Below are 23,611 nucleotides of genomic sequence, written 5' to 3' on the forward strand. Positions count from 1 at the left end.
CCCGCACGCACCACGCCCCCATCCCCGCGTCGTCGAACGTCTTCGACGACTCCCGGACCTTGACCGTGTTCTGACCCCGACTCAATAGTGGGAGCGCTCCCATTCAATCGTCGACGGGATACCCATGCGCAGAACACGCCACCTCCTCGCGGGGCTCGCCCTGACGGCGGGCCTCCTCGCGGGAGCGGTCCCCGCGACCGCGGCCCCGGAGACGCCCGTGCCCACGGCCGCGGCGGCATCTTCGTACACCTGGAAGAACGTCCGGATCGACGGCGGCGGCTTCGTCCCCGGCATCGTCTTCAACCGGACCGAGAAGGACCTCGTCTACGCCCGCACCGACATCGGCGGCGTCTACCGCTGGAACCAGGCCGCCTCCTCCTGGACCCCGCTCCTCGACTCCGTCGACTGGGACCACTGGGGCCACACCGGAGTCGTCGGCCTCGCCTCCGACACCGTCGACCCCGACCGGCTGTACGCGGCGGTCGGCACGTACACGAACGACTGGGACCCCGGCAACGGCGCCGTCCTCCGCTCCGCCGACCGCGGCGCCACCTGGCAGCGCACCGACCTCCCCTTCAAGCTCGGCGGCAACATGCCCGGCCGCGGCATGGGCGAACGCCTCGCCGTCGACCCCCACGAGAACAGCGTCCTCTACCTCGGCGCGCCGAGCGGCAACGGCCTGTGGCGCTCCACCGACTCCGGCGTCACCTGGTCGAAGGTCACCACCTTCACCAACCCCGGCGCCTACCAGCAGGACCCGACCGACACCAGCGGCTACAACTCCGACGAGCAGGGCATCGTCTGGGTCACCTTCGACGAGTCCACGGGCACCCCCGGGACCGCGACCGGCACGATCTACGTCGGCGTGGGCGACAAGGAGAACGCCGTCTACCGCTCCACCGACGCCGGCGCCACCTGGACCCGGCTGCCCGGCCAGCCCACCGGGTACCTCGCCCACAAGGGCGTCCTCGACGCGGAGAACGGCTACCTCTACCTCGCGTACAGCGACACGGCGGGACCGTACGACGGCGGCAAGGGCCAGGTCTGGCGGTACGCCACCGCCACCGGCGCGTGGACGAACATCAGCCCCGTCGCCGAGGCCGACACCTTCCACGGCTTCAGCGGCCTCACCGTCGACCGGCAGCGGCCCGGCACGGTCATGGTCTCCGCCTACAGCTCCTGGTGGCCGGACACCCAGATCTTCCGCTCCACCGACTCCGGCTCCACCTGGAGCAAGGCCTGGGACTACACCTCGTACCCCACCCGCGCCAACCGCTACACGATGGACGTCTCCTCCGTCCCCTGGCTCACCTGGGGCGCCGACCCGGCCCCGCCCGAACAGACCCCGAAGCTCGGCTGGATGACCGAGGCCCTGGAGATCGACCCCTTCGACTCGAACCGCATGATGTACGGCACCGGCGCCACGATCTACGGCACCCAGGAACTCACCAAGTGGGACACCGGCACGAACTTCACGATCAGGCCCATGGTGAAGGGACTCGAGGAGACCGCCGTCCTCGACCTGGCCTCCCCGCCCTCCGGAGCCCCGCTGATCAGCGCCCTCGGCGACATCGGCGGCTTCCGCCACACGGACCTCACCGCTGTCCCGTCGATGATGTTCACCTCCCCGAACTTCACCTCCACGACCAGCCTCGACTACGCCGAGACGAACCCGGACGTCGTCGTCCGCGCCGGCCACCTCGACGGCGGACCGCACGTCGCGTTCTCCACCGACAACGGCGCCAACTGGTCCGCAGGGCAGGAGCCTTCGGGCGTCACCGGCGGCGGCACGGTCGCCGCGTCCGCCGACGGCAGCCGTTACGTGTGGAGCCCGGACGGCACCGGAGTCCACACCGGCACCGGAGGAGCCTGGACCGCCTCCACCGGCATCCCCGCCGGCGCGACCGTCGAGTCCGACCGCGTCGACCCGAAGGCCTTCTACGGCTTCAAGGACGGCACCTTCTACGCCAGCACGGACGGCGGCGCGACCTTCACCGCCCGCGCCACCGGCCTCCCGGCCAAGGGCAACGCCCGCTTCAAGGCCGTCCCCGGCACGAAGGGCGACCTCTGGTTCGCCGGCGGCGCCCCCGACTCCACGTACGGCCTCTGGCACTCCACCGACGGCGGCGCGACCTTCGCCCGGGTCTCCGGCGTCGAGCAGGCCGACACGATCGGCTTCGGCAAGGCCGCACCCGGCGCCGCGTACCCCGCGCTCTACACGAGCGCGAAGATCGGCGGCGTACGGGGCGTCTTCCGCTCCACCGACGCGGGCGCGAGCTGGGTCCGGATCAACGACGACGCCCGTCAATGGGGCTGGACCGGCGGCGCGATCACCGGCGACCCCCGGGTCTACGGCCGCGTGTATGTCTCCACCAACGGCCGCGGCATCATCTACGGCGACACGACGGAGACCGGCGGCGGCACCGACCCCACAGACCCGCCCGCGCCCTCCGGCACCTGCAAGGTCGCCTACAAGGTCACCAACCAGTGGCAGGGCGGCTTCCAGGCCGACGTCACCCTGACCAACACCTCCGCCACCGCCTGGACCGGCTGGAAGCTCGGCTGGGAGTTCCCCGCCGGGCAGCGGATCGGCCAGATGTGGAACGCCGGCCCGGCCCAGACGGGGACCGCCGTCACCGCGCAGAACGTCGGCTGGAACGGCCCCGTCGCCGCCGGAGCCTCCGCCTCCTTCGGCTTCACCGGCACCTGGACCGGCACCAACCCCGTACCGGCCGCCTTCACCCTCGGAGGTGCGACGTGCTCCGTCGCCTGATCGCCACGACGGCCCTCCTCGCCGCCGCCCTCACCCTCACCCCCGCCGCTCCGGCAGCCGCCGCCGACGCCCCGCTCCGGGACCTCGCCCAGGCCCGGGGCGTCTACCTCGGCACCGCCGTCACCGGCGGGAGACTCACCGGCGGGTACGCGGACGTCGCCGCCGCCCAGTTCGACTCGGTCACCCCCGGCAACGAGATGAAGTGGGGCTCCGTCGAACGCACCCGAGGCACGTACGACTGGACCGGCGCCGACCGGGTCGTCGACTTCGCCGAGGCCCACGGCCAGCGCGTCCGCGGCCACACCCTCGTCTGGCACAGCCAGCTGCCGTCCTGGGTGACGGGCGGCACCTGGACCGCCGACGAGCTCCGCACCCTGATGACCGACCACATCGCCGCCGAGGCCGGCCGCTACAAGGGCCGGATCGACCACTGGGACGTCGTCAACGAGCCCCTGAACGAGGACGGCACCCTCCGGCAGTCCGTCTTCGGCGCGACGCTCGGCGAGTCGTACCTCGCCGACGCCTTCCGCGCCGCCCGGGCCGCCGACCCGGCCGCGAAGCTCTACCTCAACGACTACTCGACCGACGGGATCGGCGCGAAGAGCGACGGCATGTACGCCCTGGTGAAGCGGCTCCTCGCCCAGGGCGTCCCGGTCGACGGCGTCGGCTTCCAGGCCCATCTCGTCCTCGGCCAGGTCCCCGCCTCCCTGGAGGCCAACCTGCGCCGCTTCGCCGAGCTCGGCGTGGACGTGGCGATCACCGAGCTCGACATCCGCATGACCCTGCCCGCGACCGACGCGAAGCTCGCGCGGCAGAAGGCCGACTACGCCTCCGTCCTGCGCGCCTGCCTGGCCGTCACCCGCTGCGCGGGCGTCACCGTCTGGGGCTTCACCGACGCCGACTCCTGGATCCCGGACTTCTTCCCCGGTCAGGGCGCGGCCACCCCGTACGACGAGGGCCTCGCCCCGAAGCCCGCCCGCGCCGGGATCGCCGAGGCGCTCGCCCCGGTCACCCCGCCCGCCCCGGGTGTGTGCTCCGTCACGTACGCGGTCACGAGCCAGTGGACGGGCGGCTTCACGGCGCAGGTCACCGTCCGGAACACGGGTACGACCCCGCTGGACGGCTGGACCGTCCGCTGGTCCTATCCGGCCGGCCAGCGGCTCACCCAGGCCTGGAACACCACGGCGACGCAGACCGGGACGGAGGTGACGGCGACGCACCTCGCGTACAACGCGACGGTCCCGCCGGGCGGCTCGACGGCCTTCGGCTTCAACGGCACGTGGTCGGGCACCAACCCGCCCCCGACGGCCTTCAGCTGCTCCTAGGGGCGACTCCGGCGACATACGAAAACGACCGAGGCCCCGGTTCTTCCGAACCGGGGCCTCGGCCTTCAGGGTGAGTAACGGGACTCGAACCCGCGACATCCTGGACCACAACCAGGTGCTCTACCGTCTGAGCTATACCCACCATGACCGGCGTTTTTCTCGGGTTTCCCCGACCGGCCGAGAAGAAGTCTACAGGGTCCTGGGGGGTGCTCGCGCCCGCATTGATTCCGGACGCGAGCGACCCCGTTCGGGCGGGGTCTACTCCGCGGGCGCGGAGTGGCGCGCGGCGATCCGCTTCGCGGTCTCCGAGTCAGGCCCGGGCTGCGGGACGAAGACCGCCTCGCGGTAGTAGCGCAGCTCCGTGATGGAGTCGCGGATGTCGGCGAGTGCCCGGTGGTTGCCGTTCTTCTCCGGACTGTTGAAGTACGCCCTCGGGTACCAGCGGCGGGCCAGCTCCTTGACCGAGGAGACATCGACGATCCGGTAGTGCAGGTGGCTCTCCAGGGCGGGCATGTCCCGGGCGAGGAAGCCGCGGTCCGTGGAGACCGAGTTCCCGCACAGCGGCGCCTTGCCGGGCTCCTTGACGTGCTCGCGGATGTACGCGAGGACCTGGGCCTCCGCGTCGGCGAGCGTGGTGCCGCCGGCGAGCTCGTCGAGGAGCCCCGAGGCCGTGTGCATCTGGCGCACGATCTCGGGCATGGTCTCCAGGGCCGCGTCCGGCGGGCGGATCACGATGTCCACCCCGTCGCCGAGCACGTTCAGTTCCGAGTCGGTGACCAGTGCGGCCACCTCGATGAGTGCGTCGTCCGTCAGCGAGAGCCCGGTCATCTCGCAGTCGATCCACACCATGCGATCGTTCATGCGTCCACCTTAGGTGCTGTTCTTCCCGGGGGAAGCGGCCGACGGGCGCCCGGGGGAGGTGTCCCCGGACGCCCGTCGGTCCTGCGGTGCGCCGCTTGTGGCCGCGCGGGTCGGTGTTACGGCGTCACGGCGCGCTGCGCTGGCCCGGCAGTGAGGGGCGGCCGGGAGCGTAGGCGTCCGCGTGCGCCTTCCCCGGCTCCAGCGAGGAGGCCGGGCGCCGCATGCCGGCGGCGACCTGGACGGGCATGACCGGGTCGAGCACCGCGGTGCCGACCTCGCCCTGCGGCCGCCTGGCCCGGTACGCCGCCCGGTAGGCCGCCGGCGACGAGCCGAGCTGGCGCCGGAAGTGGCCGCGCAGCGCCACCGGCGAACGGAAGCCGCACCTGCCCGCGACCTCGTCGACCGAGTAGTCGGAGGTCTCGAGCAGCCGCTGTGCCTGGAGCACCCGCTGCGTGATCAGCCACTGGAGCGGGGCGGAGCCCGTCAGCGAGCGGAACCGGCGGTCGAAGGTCCGCCGTGACATGTACGCGCGCGCGGCCAGGGTCTCCACGTCGAACTGCTCGTGGAGGTGCTCCAGCGCCCAGGCGACGACCTCGGCCAGCGGGTCGGCGCCGATCTCTTCTGGTAAAGACCTGTCGAGGTAGCGCTCCTGACCGCCGCTGCGCCGCGGCGGGACGACCAGCCGGCGCGCCAGCGCGCCAGCGGCCTCGGTGCCGTGGTCGGTCCGCACGATGTGCAGACACAGATCGATTCCGGCCGCCGTGCCGGCGGAGGTGAGGACGTCGCCGTCGTCGACGAAGAGCTCCCGCGGGTCCACGTGGACCGACGGGTAGCGCTTGGCGAGCGTCGGCGCGTACATCCAGTGCGTCGTCGCCGGCCGGCCGTCGAGCAGGCCCGCGGCGGCGAGGACGAAGGCCCCGGTGCAGAGGCCGACGATCCGCGCGCCCTCCTCGTGGGCACGGCGCAGCGCTTCGAGCGCCTCCGGCGGTGGCGGCGACGTGATCGACCGCCAGGCCGGCACGACGACCGTCCCGGCGCGGCCGATGGCCTCCAGGCCGTATGGCGCGGTGAGTTCGAGACCGCCGGTGGTGCGCAGCGGGCCGTCCTCGCCGGCGCAGACGAGCAGCCGGTAGCGGGGCACGCCCGCGTCCTGCCGGTCGATGCCGAAAACGGAGAGCGGGATGGAGCTCTCGAAGATGGGGCCGCCGCTGAACAAAAGCACTGCGACGACTTCACGGCGGCGGCGTCCGGACAGCTTCCGTGCGACCTCCGTTACGGCGGAGTCCTGGCTCATGACGCTAAGCCCCCCTCGGTGTTCGCGTCTCCCTGGTCGTGTCGCTCCTGCACGTTTCCCCTCGGTTTTGCACGAGACCCCAGTCTTCGGTACCCATGATCGAATCTACTGCGTCCCGTGGCGCCGGCGTGACAAGTTCTCCATCCGGTGGATTGTCGACAAGGCCACTTGGCGCGAAGCGATCGATCGCGAAGCGTTCCACCTGACGGCCGTCAAGGGAAGGGGCAGCGCCGCGAACACCCCGTGAGCGTAGGGTGCGGGGCCGTGATTCGGGGCTTCGGGGGCTGTCGGCGCCGGGGTTGGCCAACCGTTCCGCCAAGGACTCGCCGACGAATGGAAGTTGGCTGAAAACATATGGGTTCGGGTGTACGAACCTGTCAACTCGAAGGGGGTCGGGCCGGTCCTCGGGTCAGTTCCGGCGCCCGGTTCGTGCCGTTTCGGCCTGGAGTCCGCGCTCCGCGCGGCGCAGCAGCACCCGGCACGCCGCCGTCACCGAGACGAGTCCCAGCGCGGTCCCGGCGGCCCCGCCGAGCGAGGTGCCGAAGACGACGAGCACCACGGGTACGAGGACGCAGCAGAAGACCGCCCATCGGACGACGTCACCGGCGGGATCGGCGGTTCCCGCCCAGGAGCCCGCCCCGGAGCCCGCTCCTCTTTCCCGGTTCTCCCGGCCCGGGTCCGCCGAGGCGGTCGCCGTGGTGATCGGGGTGGTGATCGCGGTTGCGGTCGCGGAGGCGGTCGGGGAGGGGCCCGCCGGGGCGGCGGGCGCCCGGCGACGGCCGCGGGGCGAGCCGAGCGCGGGTGCGGGGGTGGAGCCGGTGGGGGTCTGGCCGGCGGCGGTCGATGGTGCGGGCACGGGCGGTCTCCCTGCGACGGGGGCTGGACCTGTGGCAACGAGGAGCGGAACGTTCCGGTCACTGTGCGCGACGTCCGTTTGGCCCCCGTACCGACGCCTGTAGGGCACAACCGGCATTGCCAGATCGCGAACCCCTCGGGCATGCTCCCTGGGACGCCACGCGAGAGCGGGGCGAACGCCGGGGAGTGGCACGGCGGGCTCTGGGCAGGAGAGGAGTGTCGCCGTACCCTTGGGGGTATGGGCTTGGGAAGATGATTCCCGGACACAGCTCCGCCGCCACCCGTTGTTCCGTCCCCTCCTTTCCCCGTCCCTTCCCACGAGGACTCCCTTCGCCGAGACACCGATGGCCGGTCACGAATTCCCCGAACCCGCGGACCGCAAGCGCGTCGCCGACTCCACGGTCGACCCCCTCGCGGTAGAACAGCCACGCCACTCCTGCGACCCGGCCTTCCGGCACGGGGTGGTCGTCGGTTTCGACGGCTCCACGTCCAGTGAGCGAGCCCTCGCGTACGCCATCGGCATGGCCCGCCGCTCCGGCTCCGGCCTGATCATCGTGCACGTGGCCAACCGGCTGCCGACGACGGTGTGGGCCGGCTGCGAGCCGCCGGTCTTCGTCGACGTACCGGATCACCGCACCGAGGTCCTCGGTCTCGAGCTGGCCTGCGCCGAGCACCTCTCCGAGGTGCCGTGGATCCTCGTCGAGCGCGGCGGCGACATCTGCCACGAGCTGGAGGAGGTCGGCCGCGAGTACTCGGCCGACGCGATCGTGGTCGGCTCCACGCACGGGATCGTCGGCCGGATCTTCGGCTCGGTGGCCGGCCGCCTCGCGCGCCGCGCCCAGCGGCCCGTGATCGTCATCCCGTAGGCCCCTTCGCGGCGGCTCGCTCCTGTGATCCAGTCCCCAACTGGCGCCAACCGGCCATAAATTCGGCCTTCCTCAGGTGAATTGTGCGCTTGTGAAGGGTAGATAAGGTTCACCGGATCACAGCAGCTCACGCAGCACGACTGCACTCCTGAAGGGAGCCCGCCGTGGACAACGAAGTCGCCGCGGGGAACAGCACTTCCACTCTCGGCAACCTCGCACTCGGACTGACCCTGCTGGCCTTCGGGCTGGGCGGGACGGGTGTCATCGACAACGTCGCGGCAGCGGATGCCGCGGGCCTCGCCACCTGGGTCGGCGGGGTGGCGCTCTTCCTCGTCGGACTGATCGCCCTGCGCGGCGGCAGCACCGGCGAGGGCACGGCGTACACCGCACTCGGCGCCTTCTGGTTCACCTGGGGGACCGCCGTCGGGGGCGGGGCCTCGGCGGACGCCGTCGGGCTCTTCATGCTCCTGTGGGCGCTCCTCGCGCTCACGCTGACCATGGCCGCGTCGGGGAGCGGGCTGTTCGGACAGGGCGTGTACGGGCTGCTGTTCGTCGCGCTGCTGCTGATCGGCATCGGCGCGCTGGCCGACAACGGCGGTCTGGCGAAGGCGGGCGGCTGGGTCGCGGCCGTCGGGGGTCTCGTCGCCTGGTACGGCGCCACGGCCGCGGTGGCGGGCTGGCCGACGGCCCTCCGGCGCTCGGCGGGCACGAGCGCCCCGGCCGCGGGGTAACTCACGAGAAGGAGAGAGGTCCCTGTCGCACCTGGGTGTGCGACAGGGACCTCTTTCGTGTCCGGTCGAACCGCCGGGGGACAGGCCCGGCGGTGCGGTGCGGGTCGGGGGGACAGGCCCCGACCGGCTGCTACTCGACCGTGACGGACTTGGCCAGGTTGCGCGGCTTGTCGATGTCGCGGCCCATGGCGAGCGCCGTGTGGTAGGCGAGGAGCTGGAGCGGGATGCCCATGAGGATCGGGTCCAGCTCGTCCTCGTTCTTCGGCACGACGATGGTGTGGTCGGCCTTCGCCTGCGGCTGGTGCGCGACCGCGAGGATGCGGCCGCTGCGGGCCTTGATCTCCTCCAGGGCGGCGCGGTTCTTCTCCAGCAGGTCGTCGTCGGGGACGATCGCGACCGTCGGCAGGGCCGGCTCGATGAGGGCGAGCGGGCCGTGCTTCAGCTCGGAGGCCGGGTACGCCTCGGCGTGGATGTAGGAGATCTCCTTCAGCTTGAGGGAGGCCTCCAGGGCCACCGGGTAGCCCCGGACGCGGCCGATGAACATCATCGACTGGGCGCCCGCGTACTCCGCGGCGATCTTCTTGATCTCGTCCTCGGTCTCGAGGATCTCGCTGATCTGCGCGGGCAGCTTGCGCAGGCCCTCGATGATCCGCTTGCCGTCGGTGACGGACAGGTCGCGGATGCGGCCCAGGTGCAGGGCGAGCAGCGCGAAGGCGGTGACCGTGTTGGTGAAGCACTTGGTGGAGACGACGCAGACCTCGGGGCCGGCGTGGACGTACACGCCGCCGTCGGCCTCGCGGGCGATGGCGGAGCCGACGACGTTCACGACGCCGAGGACGCGGGCGCCCTTGCGCTTGAGCTCCTGGACGGCGGCGAGCACGTCGTAGGTCTCACCGGACTGGGAGACGGCGATGTAGAGGGTGTCGGGGTCCACGACCGGGTTGCGGTAGCGGAACTCCGAGGCCGGCTCGGCGTCGGCGGGGATGCGGGCCAGGGACTCGATGAGCCCCGCGCCGATGAGGCCGGCGTGGTACGAGGTGCCGCAGCCGAGGATCTTGATGCGGCGGATGGTGCGGGCCTCGCGGGCGTCGAGGTTCAGGCCGCCCAGGTGCACGGTGGAGAAGCGGTCGTCGATCCGGCCGCGCAGCACGCGGTCGACCGCGTCGGGCTGCTCGGAGATCTCCTTGTGCATGAACGTGTCGTGGCCGCCCATGTCGTAGGAGGCGGCCTCCCACTCGACGGTCTCCGGGGTGGCGGTGGTGGACGCGCCCGAGGTCGTGTAGGTGCGGAAGTCGTCGGCCTTGAGGGTGGCCATCTCGCCGTCGTCGAGGGTGACGACCTGGCGGGTGTGGGCGATCAGGGCGGCGACGTCGGAGGCGACGAGCATCTCCTTCTCGCCGATGCCGAGGATGACCGGGGAGCCGTTGCGGGCCACCACGATGCGGTCATTGAAGTCGGCGTGCATCACGGCGATGCCGTAGGTGCCCTCGATGACCTTGAGCGCCTCGCGGACCTTCTCCTCGAGGGTGTCGGCCTGGGAGCGGGCGATGAGGTGGGTGATGACCTCGGTGTCCGTCTCGGAGGCGAAGACGACGCCGTCGGCCTCCAGCTTCGCGCGCAGCTCCTGGGCGTTGTCCACGATGCCGTTGTGGACGACCGCGACCTTGTTCTCGGGGTCCAGGTGCGGGTGCGAGTTCACGTCGCTGGGGGCACCGTGGGTGGCCCAGCGGGTGTGGGCGATGCCGGTGGTGCCGGAGAAGCGCTTGGGGACGCGGGCTTCGAGGTCCCGGACGCGGCCCTTGGCCTTCACCATCTTCAGGCCGGTGGCCTTCGGGCTGGTGATGACCATGCCGGCGGAGTCGTATCCCCGGTACTCCAGACGCGCCAGGCCCTCGAGGAGCAGCGGGGCGACGTCGCGCTTTCCGATGTAACCGACAATTCCGCACATAAAGGTGAAACCCCTCCAGGTAGACGATGGTGCTGCTCGGCCGCGCTCGGCCGTGCTCAGCCGTAGACGATGCGGCGCAGCTGCCGGAGCGAGAGCTCCGGTGGCGCCACTGCCCGGTGGGGCAGTTCCGCCGAGATCCGTTCGAAGATCTCGGCGTTCACGGACCCGCCGGACTGCAGTTCGCGGTGGCGGCGGCGGACGAACTCCTCGGTCGTCTCGTCGAAGTACGCCAGCACGTCGAGTACCACCCGGGCGGCCTCACCGCGCTGGAGCGCGGTGCTGCGGACCAGATGGTCGACGAGGTCGTCATGCGACGGGCGGCGTTCGAGCACCCGTGAATACTGAGGGGTACCCGTCGCCCTTTGCAAGAATCCTGCCCGAAATCGGGCAGGCGGCGCATGATCGCCGTCAAAAACGAGGATATTGGTCCAGACCTTGACCCGGAGTACGGGCGGCGGTACGCATGGTTGCCGACTGGATATACAGAACAGAACCGAAGAGAAGAACAGCAGGACGTCGGACGTGCCGATCACCCGAAGACGTGTCGATCACCCGAAGGGGACCATGCCCGTGAGTCAGCGCCGAAGGATCCCTCGCCTCATCGGATCACTCCTCCTGGTCGCCACCGCCGGTGCCGGCTGCGGCGAGGCCACCGCCGACACCGGAAGCGCCGACGGCAAGGCCGCCGCCGCCGAACCCGAGGTCCGCCCGCTCGGCCGCATCGTGCCCGTACCCGCCTCCGTCACCCCCGAGGGCGAGCCGTACACCCTCACCCGCGCCACCCGCATCGGCATCGACGAGAGCTCCCGCGAGTCCCGGGCCGTCGGCCGCTACCTCGCCGGGCTGCTCCGCCCCGCCACCGGCTTCCCGCTGCACATCGTCGACGAGGCCGCGGCCCGCGACGGCATCCGCCTCCGGCTCGACCCCGGCGCCGGCGAGCTCGGCGACGAGGGCTACCGCCTCCGCTCCGGACCCGACGGCGTCACCCTCACCGCCCGCGAACCCGCCGGCCTCTTCCGCGGCGTCCAGACCCTGCGCCAGCAGCTGCCCTCCGCCGTCGAGCGCCGCTCCGTCCAGCCGGGCCCCTGGAAGATCGCCGGCGGCACGATCACCGACACCCCGCGCTACGCCTACCGGGGCGCGATGCTCGACGTCGCCCGCCACTTCTTCACCGTCGACGAGGTCAAGCGGTTCATCGACCAGCTCGCCCTCTACAAGATCAACACCCTGCACCTGCACCTCTCCGACGACCAGGGCTGGCGCATCGCCGTCGACTCCTGGCCGCGCCTCACCACCCACGGCGGCTCCACCGAGGTCGGCGGCGGCCCCGGCGGCTTCTACACGAAGGAGCAGTACAAGGAGATCGTCCGGTACGCGGCCTCCCGCTACCAGGAGGTCATCCCCGAGATCGACGTGCCGGGCCACACCTTCGCGGCCCTCTCCTCGTACGCCGAACTCAACTGCGACGGCGTCGCCCCGCCCCTCTACACCGGCATCAAGGTCGGCCTCAGCTCCCTCTGCGTGCCCAAGGACGTCACGTACGACTTCGTCGACGACGTGATCCGCGAGATCGCCGCCCTCACCCCCGGCCGCTACGTCCACATCGGCGGCGACGAGGCCCACTCCACCAGCCACGCCGACTACGTGACCTTCATGGACAAGGTGCAGCCGCTCGTCGCCAAGTACGGCAAGACGGTCGTCGGCTGGCACCAGCTGACCGGCACGAAGCCCGTCGAGGGCGCGCTCGTCCAGTACTGGGGCCTCGACCGCACCCCGGCCGCCGAGAAGGAGCGGGTCGCGGCGGCCGCCCGGGACGGCGCGGGCCTGATCCTCTCGCCCGCCGACCGCTCCTACCTCGACATGAAGTACACGAAGGACACCCCGCTCGGCCTCGCCTGGGCCGGCACGGTCGAGGTCCGGCGCTCGTACGACTGGGACCCGGCGACGTACCTGCCCGGCGCCCCGGAGAGCGCGGTCCGGGGCGTCGAGGCCCCGCTGTGGACGGAGACCCTCGCCACGACGGACGACCTCGACGTGATGGCCTTCCCGCGCCTCCCGGGCCTCGCGGAACTGGGCTGGTCCCCGGCGGAGACCCACGACTGGGACACGTACAAGGTCCGCCTCGCGGAACAGGCCCCGCGCTTCGACGCGCTGGGCATCGACTACTACCGCTCGCCGCAGGTGCCCTGGCCGGGGGAGTAGCCGGGGAGACCTGACCGGGTCAGATGTTGCCGAACCCGCCACCCTTGACGCCGTCCACGAAGACGGCGAACGCGGTGGCGGGGAGGTGGAGGACGGGGCCGGTGGGGCGCTTGGAGTCCCGGACGGGGACGGTGCCGTGGGGGGTGGCGAGGTTGGTGGCGACCTCGACGCACTCACCGCCGCCGGAGCTGTAGGAGGACTTGTACCAACGGGGGGAAGTGGTCGTCACGACATGCCCTTTCGTGCCTGCACGATCAAGGCCACGGAATCTGCCTGAGAGAGGCATTCGGCCTGGAGTTGATGGTAGGCCGTCAGGATGGACACTGCGGCGGTGCGCTCACGGTCCACATACCCCCGTGTATGCGTCTCCGCGTATGCGACCATCGAACGGTCGGCCAGCGTGAGCAGATTGACCGGAAGGTCGAATGGGCGGCGCTCGCCTTTCTCGTACGGTGTCACCTGAAGCACGCTGTTCGGCAGCTCGGCGAACTCGACCAGCCGCTCCAACTGTGCCCCCATGACCGCGGATCCGCCGACCGGGCGGCGGATACAGCTCTCGTCCATCACCACGAGCAGCATGGGTGGGCGGTCCCTCACCAGCGCCGCCTGCCGTCCCATGAGGAACGCGACGCGTTCGTCCGCCTGTTGTTGCGTGATGGAACCGCGCCGCACATCGCCGTTGGCGAGCGCCTGCGCGTACTCCGGTGTTTGCAACAGCCCTGGAACGATCCCGATGTGGAATGACCGGATCTCGACGGCGCGCCCTTCGTACCCGACGTACTCCGGGAAGCCCTCCCGCAGGCTGCCGTATCGCATCTCGTTCCACAGGCGTTCGAGCGAGTCGGCCGCCCCGGCCGTGCCCAGAGCCTGATCGGCCTCCCGCGAGAAGGGAAGGGTCGGCGGTTTCCGAGCAGTTTCCACCGCCGAGATGTGCTGACTGGAATAGCTTGTCTGCGCCGCCAGGTCGTCCTGGGTCCAGCCTTGACGCTCCCGCAGCCTGCGCAGATGTGCGCCGTAGGCCGCGTGCGGACTGTCCTCCGGTCGTAACTCCTTGCGATTGACCACAACTCTTCCTTCGAAAGTGCCCAGTTGAAGGGTTCTCGACCCTACGCCACGCTGGCGACCCCTGGTAGTGGATTCGCTACGGAGAGGAGTGACCGTGCCCGTGCACAGTCAACCCGCCGCCGGCGCCTTCGTCGCCGACACCGGCAACGGAACGACCCGGCTCGGCCGGGTGTCGCGCAGTCAGGCCGGGCGGATCTACCTGCGTCCGCCGGGCGGCGGTGCCGAGTGGGCCGCGTCGCCCGACGACCTGCGCGCTCCGACCGAGGGCGAGTGGTCGACCATCCGTACCCTCACCACCCCCGTACGCCCCACGTTCGTCCTCTCCGCCGACCACGAGCTCCGGCCCCGGCCCGAGCCGGTTCCGGACTGCACCCCGTGCGCGTATCTGGCGCGACGGTTCGACCAGCACATGCGCGGGGGGCCGCAGCATGACGAATCCGCCGCCGTGGACTGCGTGGTGGAGATCCGAAACCACCCGCACGACCCGCCGAAGATGCGGATCGAGGCGCCGTGACGGCGCCGGTGGACGTGCTCGTCACGCACCGGATCGGCCCGCGCCCGCAGGGAGAGACCGTCGCCACGGCGTACCGCATGGACGGCGAGTGCATCTGGGAGACGCAGCTCACCGCCGAGCCTCCCGGCGTGAACGCCGAATGCCTGGCGCACACCATCACGACCGGGCACGACACCTTCGCTGTGACGGTCGAGTACGTCGCCCTGGTGACGGACGGCACCCGGTGAGGCTCCACGCGGTGGCCGTTACGCGGTAGTCCGCGAGCAAAGACTCCGGTCCCTCCACGCGGGGGACCGGGCAGGCCCCGCCCTCGGTGATGTCCGGCAAGACCGTCCGAGGGCGGGATCCAGTCCCCATCGAAGACTGAGAACAGGAGATCAACAGTAATGAGCGATCTGTACGAGCGGGAGGTGGCCGGTCCCTTCGCCGCACTCTGCGGGGGCGGAACGGACAACACCGGGAACATGGAGAGCTGCATCACCCTCGCGGAGCTGCACGGTGGCGGGTACGCGCTCGGTGACAACAAGCCCGAGGGGGCCGGTCGCGAGCTGCGGATGAGCGCGGACGAGATCACCGCGTTCGCGCGGGGATGGATCACCAGGGTCGACGCCGCCAAGTGACACATGACGGGGCCCACGCCACAGGCGATGGGCCCCGTTCGGCTCTCAACACCCCAAGGAGTGAGCATTGCCGCTCGCTGAACTCGCGGACAGCGTCCCGGAGATCCTCAAGAACTGGCCCACCCTGCCGAGGCTCTTCCGCCGCGACCCCGGCGCCCTGGCGCACCTGTGGTCTATCGACGAACTCAACGCTCTCGTGGACGCCGAATGTGTTCCCGCCCGTAACGTCGTCCTGGTCAAGGACGGCAGGGTCCTGGAGCGGTACGCGTACATCGACGGCGACATGCCCCGGCCCGGCGCGATCCGCGACCACCTCGACGACGGAGGCACGGTCTCGGTCCGGCAGCTCCAGACGGTCAAGCCGGCCCTGAGCGTTCTGCGACGCGAGATCCAGGACGAGACGGGTTGCCTGGTGCACGTGAACGCGTACCTGACTCCGCCGGGAGCGCAAGGGCTCAAGTACCACTACGACCCGTACGTGACACTGATCGTCCAGCTCTCCGGGCGGAAGGCGTGGCCGCTGCACCCGCCCTTCGTCGCGAACCCGACGACGGACCACGGCAACTTCCTGGAGAGGGGATTCACTCCGGAGGAGCGGCACTATCTGGCCAACACGCCTCCGGCTCAGTCCTTCACGCTGGAACCCGGTGACGTGTTCTGGCTGCCACGTGGCTATGTCCATTCGCCGTACACGGTGGGGGACGAGCCCTCGTTGCACCTGACGTTCGCGCTCAAGGAGCGTACGTTCCATTGGCTGGCCTCGGAGATGACGCGCGAGGTCCTTTCCCAGGCGCTGGTGGACCCCGCGTTGCGGGCCGAGATCGCACCCGCTGCCCTGCTGGACGCGCCCGACACGGTGATCCGGTGGACGCGTGAGTACCTGATCGGTGCACTCCTGCTCCTGGAGTCCGCGGAAGTGGCCGAACTCGCACGGAGGGCTGCCGTCCGTGTCACGCGGTGAAGACCTCGGGCGCGGCTACGTTGCGCCCGTGACACAGCACTGGCACGCGTACGCGTACACCGGTCGGTCGTATCCGGATTCGGCGATCCGGCGAAGGGAGGTACCGGCGGACCATCCGCCGATCGAGATCAAGGACTGGCTGAGGCGCGCCGGCGAGCAGGTGGTGGCCACGTACTCCGATGTGGACGCGGCGGTCGCCTGGATCGAGGGGGAGCTGACGCAGAACCCTCCTGTGGACCAGGAGCACTTCCCGGTCTGGGACCGGCTGCAACGCACCCGCGAGACGCTGGGGCTGGTGGCGGGGAACGATGTCGTCCTCGGCTACTACTCCAAAGCGCAGCAGTATGTTTCGCGAGCGCTCATCGCCTGCCCGCGTGAGAGAGGGCAGCACTGCCCTTATGGAGTGACGTAACAAGGGCGTGTGGTGAGCGCGTGCCTGAGCACCGTGGACGCGGCGGTGGCGATGGTCCCGTCGATTACGGGACCATCGAGAATGGCGGTGAACGTCCCGCTCCTCTATGTGCCGGCGGTGGGCTTCGCCGGCGACCGGCGAGTGGGTTCGCGGTTCGAGCCCTACGGCATCGAACCGCTCGACCGCGTGTCCGTCTCCTCAAGCCGGTACAGCTCGGGCACGGAGACCTTGATCGGCTCCTGGGTGGTCCGGGCGATCACGACGACCGCGGGCTCGTTCGGGTCGGGGTTCTCTTCCCGGTGCGGGACGAACGGGGGGACGAGGAAGAAGTCTCCCGGGTCGGCGGCGATGCGTACCTCCTGTGTGCCGTCGTGGAAGACGAACACGGGGTGACCGCTGACCACGTAGATCCCGGCCTCCGAGTCGCCGTGATGATGGTTGTCCGTCGAGCTCAGCGGCGGGTTCTCCACCCGGCCCATCCAGAGCTTCTTCGAGCCGACCGTGCCTCCACTGAGGGCGGCGTAACCGTCCAGCTCGCCGGAACGGACGTGGTGGACGCGGTTGTTGACAGTCATTGCGCAGCCTCTCGGTTCGATCGTCCTGACCGGAACCAGGCTGCGACTGCCGTACTGGCGGGGGCAATTGTTCTTGCCGTTCTGGCAAGGCCCGTCCCCACCTCACGGCCGCGAGCCCCGCCGGAGGAACGTACTCCGGCGGGGCTCGCGGCGTCGCACGCGCCGGTGGGTCAGAAGGCGCCGTTGAGGCGCCACCAGTCGCCGTTGGTCCGCTCGCCGGCCGCGAAGCCGCCGGTGCCGAGACCGCGGTAGCCGACCAGCCATCCCGGGTTCCCCCGCTGACCGTCGATGACGTAGTCGCTGTTGGTGACGGTCGCGAGATCGGGGCGGCCGTCGCCGGTGGTGTCGCCGACCGCGAGGAAGGTGTCCATCGCGTTCCAGCCGCCGGAGCCGATCAGCTTGCGGGCCCCGAGGCCACCGGTGGCGTTCCCCGGGTAGAACCAGAGCTTGCCCGTGGACTTCTCCCGGGCGATCACGTCGACGCGGCCGTCGCCGTTCGTGTCGCCGGGGCCGACGAGGGCGTTCATGGCGCTCCAGCCGCCGGAGCCGATCAGCTTGCGGGCCCCGAGGGCGCCGGAAGCCGTGCCGGGGTAGAGCCAGAGCTTGCCCGTGGACTTCTCGACGGTCAGCAGGTCGGCGCGGCCGTCCCGGGACAGGTCGCCGACACCGGCGATCCGGTCCATACCGTTCCAGCCGCCCGACCCGATGAGCTCGCGCGTCCCGAACCCGCCCGTCCCCGTACCGGGGTACAGCCACAGCCTGCCGGTCGAACGCTCGCGGGCGACGACGTCCTCGCGGGCGTCACCGGTGAAGTCCCCGTGGCGCACGAGGGCGTCCATCGCGTTCCAGCCGCCGGCGCCGACCAGTCGGCCCGAACTGTCGCCGGGCAGGAACCACAGCCGCCCCACCAGGTCCCGTACGAGGGCGTCGGCCTTGCGGTCGCCGTTCAGGTCACCGAAGCCGGCCGCCTTGGGGGACGTCTCCGTGTACCACCAGGGGTACGCGGGCTGGGAGCACTCACGCTGCGTCCGGACGAACTTCACGGAGGCGATGGTGGTCATCGGACCGGTGGTCCAGGAGCCGTTGGACGGAGCTTCCGACCAGTAACCGTCGTACGCCTTGTAGTCCGGGGACTCGTACATGCAGGCGTACACGGACGTCCGGTTGATGTACGAGCCGAACCGGGTGCCCCACGAACCCATCGTGGCCATGTTCGTCTTCGTCTTGAGCATCGACCCCTTCGCGTCCTCCTGCGTCCAGGCACAGAAGTAGCCCGCCGGGCAGTCGCTCACGGCCGCCTGGGCGGGCGCGGCCGTGGTGACGGCGACGGTGCCCAGCGTCGCGAGGCCCAGCAGAGACGCCAGCCCCCGCTTCATGATCATGCGCATGTGTTCTCCTTTCGCCGGGTGAGACCAGCGACCGCCCGAATGGTTGTACGGGTCAGGCCTTGTGCCGAACAGATGCGAGCCCCGCCGGAGGACCGTACTCCGGCGGGGCTCGCATCGGTCTGGGGGGCGGGTCAGGGTCAGGCGAAGCGGGCGATCGGGTTGACCAGGTCGCCGACGAGCTGGAGGGCCGCCGACGGGTCCGAGAGGTCGACCATCTGCTTGTTGTTGCGCAGCTGGAGGCGGTTGAGGGCCGACAGGGCGAAGGTCTCCTCGAACATGTCGTACTGGGCGAACTTGTCCGCCAGCTCCGGCTTCGCGTGCTCGTAGCCGCGTACGCACTCCGCCACCGTCCGCCAGAAGTCCTCCTCCGCGAGGACGCCCTCCGTCGCCAGCGTCGCCGCCAGGAAGCGGAAGAAGCAGTCGAAGACGTCCGTGAAGACCGAGAGGAGCTTCATGTCCTCCGGGATCTCGGCGCGGACGCGCTCCACCGCCGGCGGCAGGACCGCCGTCGGGTCCATGACGACGATCTCCTCGGCGATGTCCTTGAAGATCGCGCGGGAGACCGCGCCCTGCTCGTCGAGGACGAGGATCACGTTCTCGCCGTGCGGCATGAACGCCAGGTCGTAGGCGTAGAAGCTGTGCAGGATCGGGAGGAGGTAGGCGTCCAGGTACTGGCGGAGCCAGTCCGTCGGCGCGACGCCCGAATCCTTGATCAGCGCGCCCGCGAAGGACGCGCCCGTGTGGTCCACGTGGAGGAGGGAGGCCATCGTCGCCAGGCGCTCGCCCTCGGCGAGCGACGGCACCGGGGACTCGCGCCACAGCGCGGCCAGCATCTTGCGGTACGGGGAGTAGCGGTCGGTCGCGGCCTCGTACTCCATGTGCCGGTAGCCGACGGCCGCCCGCTCGCGGATGATCGAGAAGCGGGCCGACCGGAAGGTCGCGTCCGACTCGATCAGGGTGTGCAGCCAGTCGTTGATCGCCGGCGTGGCCTCCATGTACGCGGCCGACAGGCCTCGCATGAAGCCCATGTTGAGGACCGAGAGCGCCGTCTTGACGTAGTGCTTGGCCGGGTCCGAGGCGTTGAAGAACGTACGGATCGACTGCTGCGCCAGGTAGGTGTCGTCGCCCTCGCCCAGGTAGACGAGGCGCTGCTGCGCGACCTCGGCCGCGAAGGTGACGGACAGCTTGTTCCACCACTGCCAGGGGTGGACCGGCATCAGGAGGTAGTCCGCCAGGTCCAGGCCGCGGGCCGCGAGGGTCGCGGCGAAGGCGTCCACCGTCGCGTCGCCGAGTTCGGTGCGTACGAACGTCTCGTAGTCGATGCCCGCGCCGGCGGTGAAGGTGGTGCGGTCGCGCCGTGCCGCCAGCCAGATCAGGTGGATGTCGCTCGCGGCCTCCGGGGCGTACGCCCGGAACTCGTCGACGCCGAAGCCGAGCCGGCCGTTGTTGGCGACGAAGCAGGGGTGGCCCTCGGTCATCCCGGTCTCGATCGCCTGGAAGCCGGCGTGCGCCAGCTCGGCGGAGGTGACCGGGGGCTTCGTCGACTTGTAGGCCGTGCCGGCCAGGGTGGAGGAGATCTCCTCCAGGTAGACCGGCAGGATCTCGTCGCTGAGGCCGAGGGCGCCGCGCAGCTCGGTGATGAACTGGAGCGCGTCCAGGGGGAGCTGCTCGTCGCCGCGGTGGCGGCTGATCGAGTCGGGATAGACCTGCCAGTGGTCGAGCGCAAACCGGTCGGCGGTGAAGCGGTACTCGGTCGCGCCGTCGTCGCTGAGGACCTTGTAGCGGCTCTCGCCCAGCTCCTGCGGGTCGAGGAGGCGCTCGTGGGCGAACTCGGCGATGCCCTTGCGGATCAGCGCGCGGTTGGCGGTCGCCCAGCGGTCGGGGGTGAGGTGGGCCACGGGGTCGAGCCGGTTGGTCGTGCTCATATCGACACCGCCACGGCCGCCTCGAACTGCTCTCGGGTGCAGAAGCTGAGGAGTGCCTTCTTCTCGGGCTTCTGGATCTCGCGCTCGGGGACGAAGCCCACGGCCTCGTTGAGCGCGTGGACCGCCTTGTTGGACACGTCCGGCTCGACGACCACACGGGCGGTCGCCGGGTCGGCGAACAGCTCCGCCATCACGGCGGTGATCACCCTGCGGGTGAAGCCGTGCACCGGGGTGTCGGTGGGGGCCACGAGGAAGTGCATGCCGACGTCGCCGGGGAGCGGGTCGTAGAGGCCGACCAGCTCCAGATGGGTGGGGTCGTAGCGCTCCATGAGGATGGCGGGGACCTCGTCGACCAGACCGATGAAGGCCTGGTGGTGCGGGTGGGCGGCGAACGCCATGTACTCGCGCTCGACGTCCTCCAGTCTCGCGTCCTGCATCATCCAGAAGGCGGCCTTGGGGTGGGTCACCCAGGCGTGGATCAGCTCCGCGTCCTTGAGGGGATCGAGCGGGCGGAAGCGGATGGTCATGCGGCGAACTCCTGGAAAGCGATGGTCTTCTCGACGGGGTAGTACTCGGAGCCCAGCATCTCCCCGATGATGTACGCGTTGCGATACGCCCCCATGCCCAGGTCGGGCGCGGTGATCGAGTGGGTGTGCACGGCGGCGTTCTGGAGGAAGATGCCGCGGCCGGTCGTGTCGATCGAGTAGTTACGGGCCACGTCGAAGCGGCCCTGGCCGTCCCAGCGGATGCGGTCGTGGACCGGCTCCAGGAAGGCGGGGGCGGCGTACTTGTACCCGGTGGCGAGGATCAGGCCCTCGGTGTCCAGGGTGAAGTCCTTCTCCTGCTCCTCCTGGCGGAAGCCGAGCGTGTACGTGCCGCTGGTGTCGTCGTACGCGGCTGCGTGCAGCGCGGAGTTGGTCAGGAGGCGGGTGGGGACGGGCCCGTCGAGGTTCTTCTGGTAGAGCAGGTCGAAGATGGCGTCGATGAGCTCGCCGTCGATGCCCTTGAAAAGGCCCTTCTGCTGGGTCTCCAGGCGGTAGCGGGTCTGCTCGGGGAGCGCGTGGAAGTAGTCCACGTACTCCGGGGAGGTCATCTCCAGGGTGAGCTTGGTGTATTCGAGGGGGAAGAAGCGGGCGGAGCGGGTCACCCAGTTGAGCTTGTAGCCGTGGACGTCGATCTCCGACAGGAGGTCGTAGTAGATCTCCGCCGCGCTCTGGCCGCTGCCGACCAGGGTGATCGACTTCTTCTTCTGGAGCGCCTCCTTGTTCGGGAGGTAGCGCGAGTTGTGGATCAGGTCGCCGCCGAGGTTCGCGCAGGTCTCGGGGACGTACGGCGGGGTGCCGGTGCCGAGGACGATCCGGCGGGCGCGGAAGGTCTCCCCGGCCTCGGTGGTGACGACGTACACCTGCGCGGTCTCGTCGAAGGCGACGGAGGCGACGGTCGTCCTCCAGCGGACCGAGGTCAGCTTTCCGGCGGCCCAGCGGCAGTAGTCGTTGTACTCGGTCCGCAGCGGGTAGAAGTTCTCCCGGATGTAGAACGAGTACAGCCGGCCCTTCTCCTTCAGGTAGTTGAGGAAGGAGTACGGGGACGTCGGGTCGGCCATGGTGACCAGGTCCGACATGAACGGCGTCTGGAGGTGGGCGCCTTCGAGGAACATCCCCGAGTGCCACTCGAAGTCCGGCTTGGACTCCAGGAAGAGACCGTTCAGGTGGTCGATGGGCTCCGCCAGGCAGGCGAGTCCGAGGTTGAACGGGCCGAGCCCGATGCCGATGAAGTCGTGCGTCTCGGTCGTCTCAGGCGTGGACAAGGGTCTCTCCCAGGTACTGCTCGGCGTGGCCGGCGATCAGGTCGAGGACGGCGGCGATGTCGGCCGCGGTCGTCTCGGGGTTGAGCAGGGTGAACTTGAGGTACTGGCGGCCGTCGACCTTGGTGCCGGCGACGACGGCCTCGCCGGAGGCGAAGAGCGCCTTGCGGGCGTAGAGGTTGGCCCGGTCGATCTCGGCGGGCGAGGTGACGGCCTCGGGGATGTAGCGGTAGACGAGGGTGGAGAGCTGCGGCTCGACGACGACGTCGTAGCGCGGGTCGGCGGCGAGCAGCGCGAAGCCCTCCCGGGCCAGGTCGCAGACCTCGTCGAAGAGCTCGCCGACGCCGTCGGCGCCCATCACGCGCAGCGTCATCCAGAGCTTGAGCGCGTCGAACCGGCGGGTCGTCTGGAGCGACTTGTCGACCTGGTTCGGGATTTGCTCGGCGATCGTGCGGCGCGGGTTGAGGTAGTCCGCGTGGTACGTCGCGTGGCGCAGGGTGGCGCCGTCGCGGACCAGCAGCGCGGAGGAACTGACCGGCTGGAAGAAGGACTTGTGGTAGTCGACCGTGACCGAGTCGGCCCGCTCGATGCCGTCCAGGAGGTGGCGGCGGGTGAGCGAGGCGAGCAGTCCGCAGCCGTAGGCCGCGTCGACGTGCATCCAGGCGCCGTACTCGTCGGCGAGGGCGGCGACCTCGGGCAGCGGGTCGATGGAGCCGAAGTCGGTGGTGCCGGCGGTGGCGACGATCGCCATCGGGGTCAGGCCCTCGGCGCGGCAGGCCTCCAGCTCGGCGGCGAGGACGACGGACTGCATGCGCTTGTCGCGGTCGACCGGGATGGAGATGACGGCGTCGGCGCCGAGGCCGAGGAGGGTGGCCGACTTCTGGACGCTGAAGTGGCTGCACTCGGAGGAGAAGACGCGGAGCCTGGACAGGTCGTCCGTCTTGGCCTCCTCGCGGGCCAGCAGCATGGCCTGGAGGTTGGACTGCGTGCCGCCGCTGGTGAACACGCCGTCCGCGGCGGGGCCGAAGCCGACCCGGCCGGTCGTCCAGTCGATCAGCTTCCGCTCGATGAGGGTGCCGCCGGCGCTCTGGTCCCAGGTGTCGAGCGAGGAGTTGACGGCCGAGAGGACGGCCTCGCCGAGGACGGCGGGGATGACCACCGGGCAGTTGAGGTGGCCCAGGTAGCGCGGGTGGTGGAAGTAGACGGCGTCGCGGAGGTAGACGCTCTCCAGCTCGTCGAGGGCGGCGGAGGAGTCGCCGAGCGGCCGGTCGAGGTCGACGGCGTCGATGACGGGGGCCAGTTCGGCGGGCGTCACGCCGCTGAACGGGCGGCGCGTCGTGGCGAGTTTGTTCGCCACCCGCTCGACTCCTTCGGTGACGGAGCGCCGGTAGCTCTCCGCCGTGGCGTCGTTGAGCAGGTGGGAGCGCATGTGGGGGCCCTTTCGGGAGAAACGCTGAGGGATGCCGCCGAGGGAAGCGGTGTGAAAGTAAGG

23 protein-coding genes and 1 tRNA gene are annotated in these 23,611 nt (G+C 70.4%); 10 read left to right on the forward strand and 14 right to left on the reverse strand.

The genetic code is table 11. From position 1 onward, the window contains the following. The first annotated feature begins 124 nt into the window (after positions 1-124). Together ACIBG6_RS10285 and ACIBG6_RS10290 are read left to right on the forward strand one after the other, a co-directional pair. Positions 125-2,773 (forward strand): cellulose binding domain-containing protein, encoded by a 2,649-nt coding sequence (locus ACIBG6_RS10285; RefSeq protein ID WP_399222142.1) that lies wholly within the window; start codon positions 125-127, stop codon positions 2,771-2,773. Continuing rightward, complete coding sequence (locus ACIBG6_RS10290) at positions 2,758-4,098, forward strand: endo-1,4-beta-xylanase (RefSeq protein ID WP_399222143.1); 1,341 nt, start codon at positions 2,758-2,760, stop codon at positions 4,096-4,098. Before ACIBG6_RS10285 ends, ACIBG6_RS10290 begins: the two co-directional genes overlap by 16 nt. Positions 4,099-4,167: 69 nt before the next feature. Here ACIBG6_RS10290 and ACIBG6_RS10295 read toward each other — a convergent pair. From ACIBG6_RS10295 to ACIBG6_RS10310, 4 genes are all read right to left on the reverse strand, one after another. Further along, positions 4,168-4,240, reverse strand: a tRNA-His gene (locus ACIBG6_RS10295). Between the two features lie 116 nt (positions 4,241-4,356). Beyond that, entirely contained in the window at positions 4,357-4,959 is a 603-nt protein-coding gene (gene orn, locus ACIBG6_RS10300) for an oligoribonuclease (protein WP_399222144.1), read from the reverse strand. A 124-nt stretch (positions 4,960-5,083) separates the two neighbouring features. Then, on the reverse strand, positions 5,084-6,253 hold the full coding sequence (locus ACIBG6_RS10305) for a helix-turn-helix domain-containing protein (protein ID WP_399222145.1): 1,170 nt from the start codon (positions 6,251-6,253) through the stop codon (positions 5,084-5,086). A 409-nt stretch (positions 6,254-6,662) separates the two neighbouring features. Beyond that, positions 6,663-7,109: a hypothetical protein gene (locus tag ACIBG6_RS10310; RefSeq protein ID WP_399222146.1), complete on the reverse strand. Its 447-nt coding sequence runs from the start codon at positions 7,107-7,109 to the stop codon at positions 6,663-6,665. A 343-nt stretch (positions 7,110-7,452) separates the two neighbouring features. On the opposite strand from ACIBG6_RS10310, the gene ACIBG6_RS10315 reads away from it, so the two are divergent. Both ACIBG6_RS10315 and ACIBG6_RS10320 read left to right on the forward strand, forming a co-directional pair. Continuing rightward, on the forward strand, positions 7,453-7,974 hold the full coding sequence (locus ACIBG6_RS10315) for a universal stress protein (RefSeq protein WP_024758120.1): 522 nt from the start codon (positions 7,453-7,455) through the stop codon (positions 7,972-7,974). Positions 7,975-8,138: 164 nt separating this feature from the next. After that, positions 8,139-8,705, forward strand: coding sequence for a GPR1/FUN34/YaaH family transporter (locus ACIBG6_RS10320; protein ID WP_329623300.1), 567 nt, complete (start codon positions 8,139-8,141; stop codon positions 8,703-8,705). 130 nt (positions 8,706-8,835) lie between these two features. On the opposite strand, the gene glmS is transcribed toward ACIBG6_RS10320, so the two are convergent. Further along, entirely contained in the window at positions 8,836-10,653 is a 1,818-nt protein-coding gene (gene glmS / locus ACIBG6_RS10325; RefSeq protein ID WP_399222147.1) for a glutamine--fructose-6-phosphate transaminase (isomerizing), read from the reverse strand. 56 nt (positions 10,654-10,709) lie between these two features. Next, a complete protein-coding gene (locus tag ACIBG6_RS10330; RefSeq protein WP_399222148.1) occupies positions 10,710-10,985 on the reverse strand; it encodes a hypothetical protein in 276 nt (91 codons plus the stop codon). A gap of 232 nt (positions 10,986-11,217) precedes the next feature. On the opposite strand from ACIBG6_RS10330, the gene ACIBG6_RS10335 reads away from it, so the two are divergent. Then, a complete protein-coding gene (locus ACIBG6_RS10335) occupies positions 11,218-12,855 on the forward strand; it encodes a beta-N-acetylhexosaminidase (RefSeq protein ID WP_399222149.1) in 1,638 nt (545 codons plus the stop codon). 19 nt (positions 12,856-12,874) lie between these two features. On the opposite strand, the gene ACIBG6_RS10340 is transcribed toward ACIBG6_RS10335, so the two are convergent. Both ACIBG6_RS10340 and ACIBG6_RS10345 read right to left on the reverse strand, forming a co-directional pair. Beyond that, positions 12,875-13,084 carry a DUF397 domain-containing protein gene (locus ACIBG6_RS10340; RefSeq protein ID WP_399222150.1) on the reverse strand — a complete coding sequence of 70 codons (210 nt, stop codon included), beginning with the start codon at positions 13,082-13,084 and terminating at the stop codon, positions 12,875-12,877. Further along, on the reverse strand, positions 13,081-13,920 hold the full coding sequence (locus ACIBG6_RS10345) for a helix-turn-helix domain-containing protein (protein WP_399222151.1): 840 nt from the start codon (positions 13,918-13,920) through the stop codon (positions 13,081-13,083). The genes ACIBG6_RS10340 and ACIBG6_RS10345 overlap by 4 nt, the downstream gene beginning before the upstream one ends. Positions 13,921-14,020: 100 nt before the next feature. On the opposite strand from ACIBG6_RS10345, the gene ACIBG6_RS10350 reads away from it, so the two are divergent. From ACIBG6_RS10350 to ACIBG6_RS10370, 5 genes are all read left to right on the forward strand, one after another. Beyond that, entirely contained in the window at positions 14,021-14,434 is a 414-nt protein-coding gene (locus tag ACIBG6_RS10350; RefSeq protein ID WP_399222152.1) for a hypothetical protein, read from the forward strand. Next, entirely contained in the window at positions 14,431-14,661 is a 231-nt protein-coding gene (locus ACIBG6_RS10355; RefSeq protein ID WP_399222153.1) for a hypothetical protein, read from the forward strand. The genes ACIBG6_RS10350 and ACIBG6_RS10355 overlap by 4 nt, the downstream gene beginning before the upstream one ends. Positions 14,662-14,820: 159 nt before the next feature. After that, the gene (locus ACIBG6_RS10360; protein ID WP_399222154.1) at positions 14,821-15,054 is read left to right on the forward strand and encodes a DUF397 domain-containing protein; all 234 of its coding nucleotides are present in this window, start codon (positions 14,821-14,823) and stop codon (positions 15,052-15,054) included. Positions 15,055-15,121: 67 nt separating this feature from the next. Continuing rightward, positions 15,122-16,015 (forward strand): JmjC domain-containing protein, encoded by an 894-nt coding sequence (locus ACIBG6_RS10365; protein ID WP_399222155.1) that lies wholly within the window; start codon positions 15,122-15,124, stop codon positions 16,013-16,015. Positions 16,016-16,043: 28 nt separating this feature from the next. Further along, a complete protein-coding gene (locus tag ACIBG6_RS10370; RefSeq protein WP_399222156.1) occupies positions 16,044-16,427 on the forward strand; it encodes a hypothetical protein in 384 nt (127 codons plus the stop codon). Positions 16,428-16,588: 161 nt separating this feature from the next. Here ACIBG6_RS10370 and ACIBG6_RS10375 read toward each other — a convergent pair whose 3' ends face one another. The 6 genes from ACIBG6_RS10375 to ACIBG6_RS10400 all read right to left on the reverse strand — a co-directional run bounded on the left by ACIBG6_RS10375 (position 16,589) and on the right by ACIBG6_RS10400 (position 23,548). Next, the gene (locus ACIBG6_RS10375; protein ID WP_399222157.1) at positions 16,589-17,002 is read right to left on the reverse strand and encodes a cupin domain-containing protein; all 414 of its coding nucleotides are present in this window, start codon (positions 17,000-17,002) and stop codon (positions 16,589-16,591) included. Positions 17,003-17,172: 170 nt separating this feature from the next. Further along, on the reverse strand, positions 17,173-18,390 hold the full coding sequence (locus ACIBG6_RS10380; protein WP_399222158.1) for an FG-GAP-like repeat-containing protein: 1,218 nt from the start codon (positions 18,388-18,390) through the stop codon (positions 17,173-17,175). Positions 18,391-18,527: 137 nt separating this feature from the next. After that, positions 18,528-20,315, reverse strand: coding sequence for an IucA/IucC family protein (locus tag ACIBG6_RS10385; protein ID WP_399222159.1), 1,788 nt, complete (start codon positions 20,313-20,315; stop codon positions 18,528-18,530). Further along, on the reverse strand, positions 20,312-20,842 hold the full coding sequence (locus tag ACIBG6_RS10390) for a GNAT family N-acetyltransferase (protein WP_399222160.1): 531 nt from the start codon (positions 20,840-20,842) through the stop codon (positions 20,312-20,314). The genes ACIBG6_RS10385 and ACIBG6_RS10390 overlap by 4 nt, the downstream gene beginning before the upstream one ends. After that, positions 20,839-22,122, reverse strand: a complete 1,284-nt coding sequence (locus tag ACIBG6_RS10395) for a lysine N(6)-hydroxylase/L-ornithine N(5)-oxygenase family protein (protein ID WP_399222161.1) — start codon at positions 22,120-22,122, stop codon at positions 20,839-20,841. Before ACIBG6_RS10395 ends, ACIBG6_RS10390 begins: the two co-directional genes overlap by 4 nt. Next, positions 22,109-23,548, reverse strand: coding sequence for a pyridoxal phosphate-dependent decarboxylase family protein (locus ACIBG6_RS10400; RefSeq protein ID WP_399222162.1), 1,440 nt, complete (start codon positions 23,546-23,548; stop codon positions 22,109-22,111). Before ACIBG6_RS10400 ends, ACIBG6_RS10395 begins: the two co-directional genes overlap by 14 nt. Positions 23,549-23,611 lie beyond the last annotated feature (63 nt).

This window comes from Streptomyces sp. NPDC050842 (genome assembly GCF_044456565.1).
Lineage (GTDB): Bacteria > Actinomycetota > Actinomycetes > Streptomycetales > Streptomycetaceae > Streptomyces.

Bases quoted from the DNA above. Each gene is read 5' to 3' on its own strand.
- ACIBG6_RS10375 (WP_399222157.1), bottom strand. From the start codon at position 17,002: ATGACTGTCAACAACCGCGTCCACCACGTCCGTTCCGGCGAGCTGGAC.
- ACIBG6_RS10335 (WP_399222149.1), top strand. From the start codon at position 11,218: ATGCCCGTGAGTCAGCGCCGAAGGATCCCTCGCCTCATCGGATCACTC.
- ACIBG6_RS10400 (WP_399222162.1), bottom strand. From the start codon at position 23,548: ATGCGCTCCCACCTGCTCAACGACGCCACGGCGGAGAGCTACCGGCGC.
- glmS (WP_399222147.1), bottom strand. From the start codon at position 10,653: ATGTGCGGAATTGTCGGTTACATCGGAAAGCGCGACGTCGCCCCGCTG.
- ACIBG6_RS10385 (WP_399222159.1), bottom strand. From the start codon at position 20,315: ATGAGCACGACCAACCGGCTCGACCCCGTGGCCCACCTCACCCCCGAC.
- ACIBG6_RS10390 (WP_399222160.1), bottom strand. From the start codon at position 20,842: ATGACCATCCGCTTCCGCCCGCTCGATCCCCTCAAGGACGCGGAGCTG.
- orn (WP_399222144.1), bottom strand. From the start codon at position 4,959: ATGAACGATCGCATGGTGTGGATCGACTGCGAGATGACCGGGCTCTCG.
- ACIBG6_RS10360 (WP_399222154.1), top strand. From the start codon at position 14,821: ATGAGCGATCTGTACGAGCGGGAGGTGGCCGGTCCCTTCGCCGCACTC.
- ACIBG6_RS10380 (WP_399222158.1), bottom strand. From the start codon at position 18,390: ATGCGCATGATCATGAAGCGGGGGCTGGCGTCTCTGCTGGGCCTCGCG.
- ACIBG6_RS10285 (WP_399222142.1), top strand. From the start codon at position 125: ATGCGCAGAACACGCCACCTCCTCGCGGGGCTCGCCCTGACGGCGGGC.
- ACIBG6_RS10315 (WP_024758120.1), top strand. From the start codon at position 7,453: ATGGCCGGTCACGAATTCCCCGAACCCGCGGACCGCAAGCGCGTCGCC.
- ACIBG6_RS10305 (WP_399222145.1), bottom strand. From the start codon at position 6,253: ATGAGCCAGGACTCCGCCGTAACGGAGGTCGCACGGAAGCTGTCCGGA.